6 protein-coding genes are annotated in these 13,943 nt (G+C 41.8%); all 6 read right to left on the bottom strand.

The window, feature by feature from the left end; translation table 11 throughout:
• Nucleotides 1-128 precede the first annotated feature (128 nt).
• Complete coding sequence (recD, locus tag GQR46_RS07390) at nt 129-2,183, bottom strand: exodeoxyribonuclease V subunit alpha (protein ID WP_165740580.1); 2,055 nt, start codon at nt 2,181-2,183, stop codon at nt 129-131.
• Nucleotides 2,180-5,758 (bottom strand): exodeoxyribonuclease V subunit beta, encoded by a 3,579-nt coding sequence (gene recB, locus GQR46_RS07395; RefSeq protein ID WP_165740581.1) that lies wholly within the window; start codon nt 5,756-5,758, stop codon nt 2,180-2,182. The genes recD and recB overlap by 4 nt, the downstream gene beginning before the upstream one ends.
• On the bottom strand, nt 5,745-9,044 hold the full coding sequence (gene recC / locus GQR46_RS07400) for an exodeoxyribonuclease V subunit gamma (protein WP_165740582.1): 3,300 nt from the start codon (nt 9,042-9,044) through the stop codon (nt 5,745-5,747). The genes recB and recC overlap by 14 nt, the downstream gene beginning before the upstream one ends.
• A 160-nt stretch (nt 9,045-9,204) precedes the next feature.
• Entirely contained in the window at nt 9,205-10,266 is a 1,062-nt protein-coding gene (locus GQR46_RS07405; protein ID WP_165728840.1) for an alkaline phosphatase D family protein, read from the bottom strand.
• Nucleotides 10,263-11,390, bottom strand: a complete 1,128-nt coding sequence (locus GQR46_RS07410; RefSeq protein ID WP_024594361.1) for an alkaline phosphatase family protein — start codon at nt 11,388-11,390, stop codon at nt 10,263-10,265. Before GQR46_RS07410 ends, GQR46_RS07405 begins: the two co-directional genes overlap by 4 nt.
• A 73-nt stretch (nt 11,391-11,463) precedes the next feature.
• Nucleotides 11,464-13,833: a TonB-dependent receptor gene (locus tag GQR46_RS07415; protein ID WP_165740583.1), complete on the bottom strand. Its 2,370-nt coding sequence runs from the start codon at nt 13,831-13,833 to the stop codon at nt 11,464-11,466.
• Nucleotides 13,834-13,943: the final 110 nt, after the last annotated feature.

Genomic DNA, 13,943 nt, shown 5'->3' on the forward strand with positions numbered 1-13,943 from the left:
AACGCGATAAATAATAAGAGCTTTAATTACTAGATTCAGAAAGTTTTAAAATAGCCAATACATAAACACTGGTATCTGCAAATATGTGGATACATCAATAAAATAACTTCTATGTCCCAGCAGAACCTTTAATTCTCAAACTTTAATCTTTCATACAATCCAGACGCTCTCGATACGCTTTTATTCATCGCTAGTTGTAGTACTTTTTTATCAGCCACCAGCTCAAAGGTGTTTTTAGCACGGGTTATTCCCGTATACACTAATTGCCTGTTGATACCCATGCGCGCTTGTTTTAGCGGTGGCAGTACCATGGCTGTGTAGCTAAACTCTGAACCTTGTGATTTATGAATAGTCATTACATAGACTTTATCGTGCGCAGGGAGTCGTGCTGGCGAAAATGCTCGTTGATTACCTTGCTCATCAATAAATATGGCTTTGAGTTGATTACTTTCATCGGGCATTAAAATACCAATATCACCGTTAAATAACTTAAGTTGATAATCGTTTTGGCTCACCATAATAGGCATACCCGTGTAGTGGTGAGTATTAGGACTTACGGTAATTAAACCTTGCTGTTGCAACACGCGCTCTATTCGTTGATTTAAGCTATGCACGCCGTAATCGCCCTCTCGTACCGCAGCTAAAAGCTGATAACTAGCAAAAGCAGCATGCACCTGTGCAACACTTGCACCTTGAGCCATTAAGTTAAGGTACTTTGCATAATGACTTCCTGCACTTTTAACGAGCTTTTCAATTGGTTTTGCTACAAAGTCGTAATCTAAAATTACATCGTTAAAGCGCCCTTCACTACTTTCTTGCTCTACGTAATTTAAAATACCGGTGTTATTGGTGTTTACCGCAAGTGCGAGTTGACCAATGCCGCTTTGTGCATCAAATCGATAACTGTGTTGTAAAAAGGCAATGCAATCTGCGAGTTTAAATTCACTCACGCTTTGCGCTACGAGCTTAGGCTCATTATTAAAACATAAGCTATTTAGCTCATCACAACGTGCTTGCGAATAGCGTGGCGTTTGCCCAAGTGTTAAACCTTGGCATAAATCGCTCATTACGCTGCCGGTATCTACCGAGGCAAGCTGATCTTTATCACCTAGGAGTATTAATCGCGCGTGCGCAGGAAGTGCTTCTATTAATTTAGCCATCAGCGATAAATCGACCATACTGGCTTCATCAATAATTAGTACATCTAAATGCAGCGGATTACTTTTGTTATGTCTAAATTTATTAGTAAACGGTTTTACGCCCAATAAGCGATGAATCGTTTGAGCGCTTTGCGGGATCAGCGCTTTTATATCATCAGGAATCGTTGTGAGCTTATTTTTAGCGCCCAAAATAGACTCACTTAAACGTGCAGCGGCTTTACCTGTAGGGGCCACCAGCTTAATACTAAGGGGCGCGGTTTTATAAAGCGACTGCAAAATAGCCAGCAACTTAGTCACTGTGGTAGTTTTACCTGTACCTGGGCCACCCGTGATCACACTAAAGCCTTTGGTGGCCGCAATCGCACACGCCACTTTTTGCCAATCAGTTTCAATTGTTGAATCAGCAGGAAAATAGGTATTTAAAAGTTCAGCCAATACTTCATTATTAATATTGAGCTTTCGCTCGCTCATGCTTAATAGTCTATCCGCGAGTGTTTGCTCATAACCGGCAAGGCGCGCAAAATAAAGTCGCTCGTTAAACAGCTGCAGTGGTTTATTTTCGCCCACGCTTTCATGGCTTTGTAAATAATTAAGCGCCGTATGTACGTTAAAGTCATCACTAAACGGGCTTAGCGTACTGGGTACATTGCCATCGAGTTTATTAAAGTCGCTTTTGCGCAAATTAAAAGGATTACTCCAATCAACTTCACTTAAGGTTAGGCAGCTATGCTGGCTTTGCTGCGATAAGCACAGCAATAAAATAATATAAAACAGTTCATTGTGAGTTTTCTCAATGTCATTAGCACACAGTAATTCAGCGAGCTTCACATCAACTACACGCAGTCGGTTTTGCGCTAATAAATACTCAAGTAACGGGACTTCGGTAATCGTATTATTTAACACAATATCCTCTAATGGGGCATCTTGTGCTACATTTTTTGAAGTAAGAGGCTCTGCAGCTTCATTATTAAGTGTCTCGTCTATATCGTCAAACAAGCCAGGTTGCTCATTTAAATCGCTCATAGCATAGCTCCTTGGCTAAATAAGCCATCTAAAATAATCACTTGTTCTTCAGTTAGCTTTTTAAAGTACACGCCTTGCCCTGTCGGCATTCCACGTAAAAACGTGTAATACACGCCGCCTAAATGGGTTTCTATCGAGTAATCAGCTATACGTTGTTTTAATAAACGATGCAGCGCTACCGTGTAGATTAAATACTGTAAATGATACTGATGACTGCTCATCGCTTGCTCAAGCATATCGCCTTCGTAATCAGCTGGCGTACTGCCTAAATAATTAGACTTATAATCTAAAATATAATATTTACCTTGGTAGCAAAATATTAAATCGACGAAGCCTTTTAACAAGCCTTTTACTTGTGAAAATTCAAGCTTACTTTGCGTAAAGCTAAAATGTTTCACCAGCATTTCGTTTAGCTTAGGTGCACTTAAGCTCTCAAGTGGTAAATTAAATTCCATTTCGACTAGGCAATCATTGGGTGTAAGCACACCCAATGAAAGAAGGCTGTTTTCTAGAGAGCTTTTATCTAGGGGGCACGCAAGAACATCAAGCACCCATTTTTCAGCCACTTCTCGCCATTGCTCACCTATGTGGTATTTTTCAAGGCTGCGCTTAACTACCTCAGATAAGTTTTGCTCGGAATTAGTTGGGTGAACTATTGGGCTAATAAAATCTATTTGTTCAAATATTTCGTGTAAACAGCTACCCGGCTTTGGCCCTTTAGGAAAACTATAAGGTGATGGCAGTTCATCCTCTTGCACTGCAAACTCGTCTTTTTCGTGATCTTCATCACTTCGCCCTGGGGCTAATTGGTCGCTATGCTTTTTAAAGCTTAACGCACTAAAGCTGGTTGCTCGCCAGTTACGCTCAATATTTGCCGTTACTCTATTGACACTTAATGTTTGCTGCGCAATTTCACTATTACTAAAACAAAGCGTGCCTTGCTCTAATAACGTTTGCGAGGTAAATTGCTGATAGCTCATCGCGCTATTAGCGTCGCAAAACTCACTTAAATGCGTGCGCCATGTTTGGCTACTGGCAAGCTCAAGCCCTGCAAATAAAACATGCCCTAGTGCACTACTTTGCATTGCTAAGCGGCTACTTTGCCCTTGCCCAATGTTATAAACACCAAGCGCACAAAAATGCACAGCGCGAGTAAGTGCTACATACAGCAGGCGTAAATCTTCAGCTAAGCGCTCTTGCTCTGCTTTTTGCAGTGCATCTTCGTCTTTACTTAAATCGTAAACTAGCTTGCCGTTATTGTGATAAAGCGCTTCTTTTGTTTCGCGATAGCCACTAGCAAACGGCATAAATACCAGTGGGTATTCAAGCCCCTTTGAGGCATGCATAGTGACAATTTTTACTAAGTTGGCGTCACTTTCTAGGCGCACTTGTACTGTTTCGCCATCTTGTTGGCTTACCTTTTGTGCAAACCATCGCAGTAAACGCAGCGTGCCTTCAAGCTCTATTTGTTTTTGCTGAAGTATTTCGCCCAAATGCCTAAAGTCCGTCAGCCAACGCTCAACGTTATATCCCAATCCTTGCCATTTAGCGCTAAGCTGGTTATGGCTCATTAAGCGCTCAAGCATTGCCATAGCGCCTTGCTTGTTCCAAATGTGGCTAAGTTGTGCAAAAAAGTTTAAGTAGTCTTGCCATTTATTTTCATCATCGGCGAGTGCGTGTATTTCGTTATAACTTAAACAAAATAATGGACCAGCTAAAACACCGCGCAGCAGTGACTCGTCATATTGACCATGCAGCGCCGTTAAAAAGTTAAGTAGGTGATGGCTAAGCTCTTGGCTAAAAACGCTCTCGCGCGATAAGTACACGCTGGAAATTTTGGCTTCGCTAAGCGCTTTTTTCATTATTTGTGCTTCAACACGGTCGCGCACTAATATACAAATATCGGCAGCGCTTACAGGGTTACTGCCAATGCACGCGTCCCCCTGTTTAGCTTTTTCAAGCAGGGTCACTATTTTATTAGCAAAGTGAGTGGCTAAATGCGCTTGCCCTACACCTTTGTTAGTTGGTTTGTTCTTTTCATCGGCGGCTTCATCTACAAATACATTAAATTCGAATGCGGTAGCGGGTTTGCCATCAATTAAAAAAGAGTCATCCGCTTTTTTGCCTTTAGCAGCTACTGCGTTAAAGGGTATAGCGTCGTTATAAATAAAGCTGTTAGCGTGTTTGCCAAATAAACTATTAACGCTATTTACTATATCGGTGCTTGAGCGAAAGTTAGTACCCAGCGTAAATTGCTGATCAATCTGCACTGCCTCTTTTGCGCCAATATACGTAAAAACATCCGCGCCCCTAAAGCCATAAATAGCCTGTTTGGGGTCGCCTATCATGGCAAGCGTGGTATTTTGTTGCCCATAAATTTTACTAAAAATACCGTACTGAATCGGATCGGTATCTTGGAATTCATCAATCATGGCAACCGGAAACAACTGCGCAATTTTTTGCGCCAGTACGTCGCCTTGCTCGTTATTAAGCGCACTGTGTAAATTGGTCAGTAAGTCATCTGGGGTGATCACGCTTTGCTCTTGCTTGCGCTTAACTATTGCAGCTTTTACCCAGCGTGCTGCATGTTGTATAACTGCTATTTTAAGCCCTTGGTTTATGGTGTTATTAAGGGCGGCAAGCTCGTCAAATTGACTCAGTAATGGATGCACAAATAATGGCTGATTCTTTTTATAATTGCCTGCATCGCTTAGGTTTTCTGTACTCCACACTTCAAACGAATACTTGCTAGTGCCAAATTCAAAAAACAAATCGCCGCCTAAACAAAATGTCTCAAGCGCACTAAGGCTGCCTTTTCGTGCTGGCGTTTTAGACCCGCTTAAACCCGAGCCTTTAATAGCACCTATAAACTCTTGCTCTAATACCGCTTTTTTAAATGCAGGTACACGGGTTATGTATTCATCGCGTGCTTTCCATACATCATCTAAGTTTATTTGTGGTGTAATGTGCGCATTAGCTTTGTTTAAAATGCTCGCCACTTGAGCGAATAAAGTCTCGGGTGCGGCAAATACATCTAAAATAGCATCGGTGCGTTCTTTGTTTAGTGGGTATACAAATGCGCGCCAAAAATCTTTAATGGTTTCGAGTAATATGTCGCGCTCATCTAAAATAAATTCGAGATTAAACGCCACACCCGACTCAAACGCATGTTGTTTTAGCATCCGCTGACAAAAGCCATGAATGGTAAAAATAGCGGCTTCGTCCATTGATTTAGCAGCTGCATCGAGTAAATCAAACGCGCGGTGTTTATCATCAATTTTGGCAATTACGCCTTCAATGAGTTCGTCATTTGGGTCTTGTCCAAGCAGTGCGTCGCGTGCAGCAATGATTCGGCTGCGTACGCGGTCTTTAATTTCTTGGGTGGCGGCGTCGGTAAAGGTTACAACCAAAATTTGCTCAACACTGAGCGGCGTATTTAACTCACCTTCTATTTGCATACCTAGTAAGTAACGTAAATACAGCCCCGTAATTGTATAGGTTTTGCCGGTACCCGCACTGGCTTCTATTAAACTTTGACCAATGAGCGGCATAGTAAGAGGATTAAGCGCTTGCATGGTCACTCTCCTTTGCGTGTTCAAATAAAGGCGTGAGCAATTTATCACTCCATTTTATAAATTCTTCTTGGCAGTCATTTAGCGATTGCACCGTTAAGCGAATATACGGGTTTTCGCCCTCGCCTCGCCCTATGTATTGCGGGCTAAATTTGCTCATTGCTTTTGTTATATCGCCGCCGCTTTTAACGTATTCATAACCACTTACCGGAAAAAACGGCACAGGCTCTGCGCGCAGCGCTTTGTATAACTCAAACCAATCGGCTAATAGTGCATCCGCATCGGCTTTGTTTATGGGCGCAAAGGTAATTTGCTTATCGAGCCCAAGTAACAATGTTTCTACTTGTTGCTCCATACTTTGCGCTGCAAGGTGATAAATAAAGCCTTTAATTAAATCTTTCGCTTTAATACTCGCACTGCGGTAAAACACTTGTTTTTGCAAATAAACATGATTGAGCCAGCCCTCTATTTTGGTGCCTTCAATGGTAAGCAAAACTTCTATCGGCTCACTTTTCCCGCTTTTAATATGCTCTTTAACTTGCCCTGCAAGCGCATCAACTCGGTGCTCCATACTCTCAAATATGAGGCTGCCTACATTGGCTTGAGGTAACTCACCCCGCTGCAGTATTTGCTCGGTACTCAGTGGTTGCTCGTTTATATTGGCTTTAAGTATTTCATCAAGGTAAAAATAACGGCGCAGCGCATCTAGGCTAAATGGCTCTTCGTCTTTTGCTACTTCGTTAAATTGTGGCAGGCGTAAACCTAATGTTTGTTGATAAAAGCTCTCTTGTGCGCTGCACACACTTCTAATAAACACATCAAGATCTAACTGATCTGGCACAGTCACATCAAGTGCAATAACTGGCTCTGGTTTAATTGACTCACTTGGCAGCCAAATTGGATTGTAACTGTGGTTGCTCAGCACAGTATTGGCTTGCTCATCGGCTAAATAATAATGGCTATTAAAAGGCTGTAAATGCTGCTGATTAATTAGACATGCGGGCAGCGTTTTTTCGCTTTTATCGCTTAATTCAAAACTACGCCCAATATATTCTAACAGCTCGCTTACAAGGGTTGATGGCATACGCGGTTGGTTATCAAAACACGAGCGACCAATGTAACTCATGTATAAATTGTCGCGGGCACTCAGTAGCGCTTCTAAAAATAAGTAGCGGTCATCTAATTTACGTGATCGGTCACCTTTTTGCTTTTTAGAATAAGGCACTAAGTCAAAACCAATGGGTTGTACGTTACGCGGGTAGTCGGCATCGTTTAAGCCCAGCATGCATACCACTTTAAATGGTACGGCGCGCATGGGCATAAGCGTACAAAAGTTTACTTGCCCAACTAAAAACCGCTGCCCTACGCCTTTTTCTTGAATGCCTTGTTTAACTAAGTAACTAACAATACGCTGCGAAACCGCTTTACTGTAATCGCCGTTGTCGTGGTGTTTTTGTATTTCTTCGAGCACGTTTTGAAGTACTAATAAATCCCAGCTGTCGTCGCTTTCACTTTCGTATATGGCGTTTAATAGCTCGCTTAAAATATGCGCTTTATTAGTGAGCGTGTCATCAGGCGTTAGCTGCTCTTTAAAGCTTTGCAGTACATCAATAAAGTGCACAAGCTTATTAAGCGTATCAAGCGCCATACCTTCTACTTCATCAGCGCTGTAAATACCGTTAAACGGGCATTGCTCGTCGCGCATGGCAATACCAAGCAGTAAACGGTTGAGCCCATGTTGCCAGGTATTTAAATCGATAGCGGGCAAATCAAAACTGCTTTTATGCGCTGCGTTTATACCCCATTTAACGCCTACACGTTCAAGCCAGTATTGAATTTGCTCGTATTCGTGCGCTTCAAGTCCAAATTTTGCGGCTATTTGCGTCACTTGTAATAAATCGAGAATATCCGACACACCAAAGCGCGAAAACGGTAAGTTAGCTAAACTCGCAAATGAGCTAAGGACGGGCTTTTCTTGCTCTATGGCTAAATCGGCCAATGCGTAAGGAATAAAGCGGCTACCTTGTGCCCCGCCAAATACGGCTTCAATGTAGGGGCTGTAAGTGCCTACATCGGGCATCATGACGATTATGTCTTTGGGAGTAAGCATTGGGTTTTGATTAAATAAGTTAAGTAAGTAGTCGTGCAAGCGCTCAACTTCTCTGAGCGGTGTATGGCAATCGCTGAGCGTAATGCTGGTGTCGGTTGCGCTGATTGGTAATTTACCTTCGTCGTTTATAAACCACTCTTTGTTATCGGTCAGCGATTCACCTTTAAACGCAAGCTGATAAATCTCGCTTTGTACTTGCCCTAGTAAGGTGTCGTCAAACACATCAATAAAACCGTCTATCCAACGGGCATCTAACTGTACGAGTTGCTCAAAATAGTCGCGACCTAATTTACCCCACGACGATAACAACGGATTACCTATAAAGTAGTATTCTTCATCTGGATTGGTTTGTTTTTTTTGTTGCGCTTCCACCAGCGGCATTTTGGCGTATTTTGCGCTTATTTTAGCTGCTGTTTTTTCATCTATAATATCGCCCCAGTAATGCTCACTCGGGTTAAAAAAGAATAATATAACCTCAGTTTTTTTACTCAGCGCTTCAAACACCTCAAGCTGGGAGCTGGCAATCGCCGATATACCAAATAAGCTAATGCGTTGTGGCAGTAAGCTATTATCCATCGTCTCAAGTGCTGCTAGTAGCTGCCCTTGCATATTAGCGCGATGAAATTGGCTTTGCCCAAGGTCTTGGCTTAGCTTTACAATGCGTCGCCATAAGTCAGGTTGCCATGGAGCAATGGTTACATCCACGTCATCAAGCTCATCTTTTCCGCTATCCCATGTGGCTATCCAGTGCGGTCGGTACATTAAATATTGGTCGTACACATCGGCTATTTTTTCGCACAGCGCAAAGGTTTTTTGCCCGTCGATATCGCCTTCTAAATAGGTTTTTAGCGGCAAATATAATGGCTCGTCAATACAGGTTGGTAAAATTGCGAACAGCTTCCAAGCAAGGTTGGGCTTATTAAATGCCGACTCTTTAGGGACATTTGGCAGTAATTGCTGATACAACTGCCAAATAAAGCTCGACGGCAGCGGAAAATCTACCTGCGCTGCAACCCCTAAGTTTTCGCTCAAACCTATTTTTAACCACTGCGACATACCCGGCGATTGCACTAGCACTACTTCTTTGTCGAACGGGCTTTGCAATGGGTTTACTTTTAACAGCTGGTGGAACTGCGCTTGCAGGGCTTCCATCCGGTTTGATTGAATAATATTTAGCATATAACACTGACCTTGCTTGAGATAAAACCAGTGTAAGATATTTTCAATATTAGGGGTAGCGCAAACGGGTAATTGGCTTTAATAAATCAGAGAGTTAAGAACTAACTTACAGATTTTATACGCACAGCATCTATTTTATATACTCTGCGTAGTAGTGAGTTTATTTATAAGGGCTAATACTTGATAAACTAAAGTCACTTTGCATTATTACTTCGCCATCAATGCCTTTTAATTTAAGTGAAATAGTGGGGTCAATTTGCTGCCAGTCTATGCTTAAATCACCATAATTTACGTTATGAGTAAAATTCCCTACTCGGTGTTTGTTAGGGCTTACATCTTTCCACTTTTCAGTTAAGCCAGAGCTGGTCATCTCAATTAATGGGTAATCAAGGTTTTGCTGATACTTTGATATTTCACCCCAGTGCGTATCGCCGCTGATGATCACTACCCCATTTACCTTATGCTTTTTAATCAATGCAAATAAACGGTTTCTATCTTCAGGAAAGTTTGCCCATGACTCCCAACCTGTAAAATCGGGTAAAAGCTGTAAGCTTGAGGCAATCAATTTTATTGCAGCAGGCTTTTTAAGCTCTTGTTCAAGCCATTGCCACTGGGCTTCACCTAGCATTGATGCGCCCTTTACTTCACTAGGACTATATGGGCCTTGGTTATTTAACTTACGCTTAGTGTCGTATTCAAGCTCGCTTACATGGTTTAGCGCATCACGGTTCCAACGTAAATCAGGCATTATTATTTGTATGGTTTGCTCATTTTCACCATACATGTACGAGGTATAAATTCCATCAGGACGAGTGCGACGTGCTGAGTTTGCAGGTTCATCCCAAAAATTAAGCATAATTTGGCGTGATTGCTCTTTATGCGGATACTCTTTACCTGCATCGTTTTGGCCATAATCGTGGTCATCCCACATGGCAATGATAGGCGTTTGCGCTTTCAAGATTTTAAAACCCGCCTTTGCCCCTAAACGTTGGTATTTATCGGCAAGTATATCCATATCGTTGGTATCGCCGTAAATATTGTCACCCAAAAATATAAACAAATCCCCCTGCTCTTTGTTAATTGTATTAAATATGGGTATGTTTTTATCTTGATGCCCACACGAACCAAACAGGATTTTAGATGGCGCGGCAGTAACACTTGCGCTAATAACCAAACTCAGCGCCAAGGCAGATAGGGTTAATGGTTTTAATAGGTTCTTCATTTTAAAATCTCGCTAATAGCTGGCGCCATATTTGAATTTATTTCATTTGGATTCTGCCCAAGAGCCTTTAAAACGGTCGCTGCTATTTGTACTTGTTTAAGCTCATTTTCAGTTTTAATTAAGCCCCGTCCTTTTATTGCGGGGCCGATGGCTGCAAGCCAAATATGTTCAGAGCCGACAATTCCTTCTGGGTAGGTATTTTCACCTAACTCTAGCTCAGCAAGTGCACGTTTAGAGCTGTGATGTTGCCAATCATTGGCATTATTGCCACGGCCGTGATCAGTAGTAATAATTAGTGTGGTGTTATTTTTATAACCCGCTGTAGTTTGAATAGTTGCCCATAAGTCTTTTATAAAAGCGTCACTTTGCCTTGCCGATTTAAGGTATTGTTCGTAATGACCATCATGCGCAAAGTCATCGGTTTCGCCTAAACTTATCACCAACAACTTAGGCTTTTTAGCCAACATATACGCTTTAGCAAAGCGATATGTAAAACTGTCTAGTCGTACGTTATACCAAGGACTGGGGATTTCACTTTGTAGCGCATTTAACAGCGGCGCATCGGTGAATAAATTCTCTTCAATTGACATAAAACCTGCATTTACATACACGTTACTGCGCTTAGTATTTACAATGTATGGGAATACATCCCAACTACCAAATAAGGCTGTGCTACCTTTAAACTCAGGTAACTTATCTAAACGCTCTAAAATAGTTTTATTTGGGTTGAGCACTTTGTTGTTACTATTTATACTTTCGTCAACTTCACCGGTGAGTATTTCGTTGTAACCAGGGTATGAAAAATACCACGGGTTACTTACCGACATAGTAGAGCCGTTAGCTCTATCGCCAATTATAATCCCTTTTTTAGCCACTACTTGCGTTAAAAAAGGCATAAGTAATTGCTGGCGCTCATTTGCTGTTTTTGCCCAAAATTGGGTCTTTAATTGCTCAGGCTTTTTAACAAAATCAGTATTATTAATTAAGCTATTATCAGCCCCATTAAATACTTCTTGCCAGCGTACCCCGTCAAGCGTTACCAGCACTACATTTTGCGCTGCTGTTGCAAAGCTGCTCGCTAATACACTTAAGCTAAATAGTGTTACTTTTATAATTGTTTTCATCGCGTTTGCGCCCTTTCATATAATAAAGCCCATCAATGATGGGCTATATTTTAATTCAATTACTAAAACCTAATTAAAAGTCAGCGGTCAATGTAACTGCCGCAGTGCGAGGCGCACCAATGTAATAAGTAGAGCCGTTACCGGTACCACCTGCTAAGTAGCTTTTGTCAGTAACATTATAAACAACAAACGATACGTCAATGGCTTTAAACGGGCCTGCATCTACGTCAGTTGAATAACCTGCATTAAAATCAAGTACGGTGTAGCCGTCTACTTTATTACGCGTGCGAGTGTCTTCGTCTTGCCATGCACCTAAACGCTCGCCGGTGTATTTAGCCGATAAACCAACACGAAAGCCATCGCTAAAGTAATCGGTAGATACCACAAACAAATCCTCTGATGAATCTATTATGCTGTCGCCTTTTCTAAAGCTTGGTGCGACCTCATTACCACTTTCATCTTTTAATATTACACCCTGTGAATCGTATGCATTTGGATCATCGGATGAATACTCAGAACTGCTATTAGTATACGACGAGTACACGCTCCAGCTTGGTGTTAACATATAGCTTGCTGCAAGCTCGAGCCCATTTGAGTCAATACCCCCTACATTTACGTACGAGCCATTTGTGCCAATCGTGTAATCAATGCCGTCTGTGCCACTACCAGGCGCAATAAAGGTAATGCGGTTATCAAACTTAACACTGTAAGCCGTTGCTGTAAGGGTTAATCTGTCGGCTTGGTAACGTACACCAAAGTCGATGTTGTCGGCAGTTTCTGGCTCTATGTTTGTAAGTGTTGAGCTATCTCGTTCAAGTACACCGTCTTTAATTGCTGCAAAATTTTCGCTGTAACTGGAAAATAATTCTGTGCTGTTATTTAGCTGATACAATACACCCCCGCTAAATAACACGTCTGAGTCGCTATCTACTTTATCTGATCTTTCGTTAGCAAAGTGGTCGTACTTTTGTAATTCAACTAAATACTGTTTTGCACCAATATTTAACGTTAAGTCACCAAAATTAATCGAGTCTTGTAGGTACCATTTGAATGTATCGGTATCAAAGGTGTTTTTGTATTGTGTCCAGTAAGGCGTGCTATCAAAGTGATGATAAATACGCGCATCAATTACTTTGTGCCAATCACGCGACTCGTCACGCTCGCTTTGCTCATACCAAAAGCCCGCTTCTATATCGTGATCACCAAATGTAGCTTGGTAATTTGCCGTTACACCTAAGCGATCTTTGTTGTAATGCGTATGGCGGTAAGACATAACCGGCGTTGCTGTTGCATCGTAACACGCAGGATTTAAACCAGGACCCGACTCCCATGGCCAGCTCAAACTTTGCGTACAATCGGCATTTGGTGCAAGCGGGTTGCCCTCACTATCAGCAAAACCATAAGAGCCTGCATTAGTGCCGCCCTGTGTTGTTGGTTCGCCATTTTCATCAACAGGCGTTGTTAAATAAGGTGGGATCCAATCGCCGCGACCTGAATTTTTATGATAATAAGGACTAACGGTTAATAATGAAGTTGGCGAAATCGCGTATTCAAATTTTAAATAGCCTAAGGTATTTTCACGAAGCGTTCCCCAACCTTCTGCAAACATTTGGTCAAAATGCGGAACTCCTGTCCAATTCCATGTTAGCTGATCCCAATCGGGTGTTTGTTCAAACTGCTCAAGGCTTACGCTGTTATAGTTTGTCTCGCTTACATCGTCGTAAGATAAACGACCAGTGAGCGTTAAATCTTCAAAATTAGATACAAACTTAAGCTCTGCGTGTTGGTTGTCTTTGCCCCCATTACTGCCTGAACCAATCCAGCGGCTTGTATCTGTTTGCGAGTAACTTACGTACGCTTGTGTGTTATTAAAAACAGTGCCTGTTTCGTGTTTAAAGTAATAACGCGTGGCATCGTGGCTGCCTGATGTATAAGCAAAGGTAGTGCCTTTTTCAAGGCTTGGGTCTTTACTTACAAAGTTAAATGTCCCGCCTAGTGCTTCAAGTGAAGCCGACTTAATATCAGACGTACCTTGACCTACTTCAACCGTTGCAAGGTTTTCGCTATCTAGGTAACGGTTAGCTTTAGCACCACCGCCATAATTAGAGCCACCATTGGGAATGCCATCAACGGTCATACCTAATTGTTGTTGGTTTCCATCAATACTAAAACCACGCATGGTGATTGTAGTAGACCAATCGTCGCCACCAAATGCATCACCTTCATTTATGCTAATACCCGGTAAATTATCAATAACCGATAATATGCTCGATACCGAACTTTGTTGCTCAAGCATTGCAGGCTCAATAACATTATTAGCGTAGCTCGTTGGTTTAGCAACCACGGTTACTTCTTCTATGGTGTTGTCGTTAGCATAACTAGATGTTGATACAGCCATGGCAATTGCCATGCTCAAAAGCGATTTGTTTTTTAAAGCGTACATTGTTGTCCCGTTTGATTTTAATTATGAAATATGAAAACGCGGACAGTATGAATTTTAAATATGACAACGAGGATGAACTTTATTTACATAAAAATTAAACAAATATGGAA

Origin of the sequence: Pseudoalteromonas sp. Z1A6 (assembly GCF_011378745.1) — a bacterium.
GTDB classification, from domain to species: Bacteria; Pseudomonadota; Gammaproteobacteria; order Enterobacterales; family Alteromonadaceae; genus Pseudoalteromonas; species Pseudoalteromonas arctica.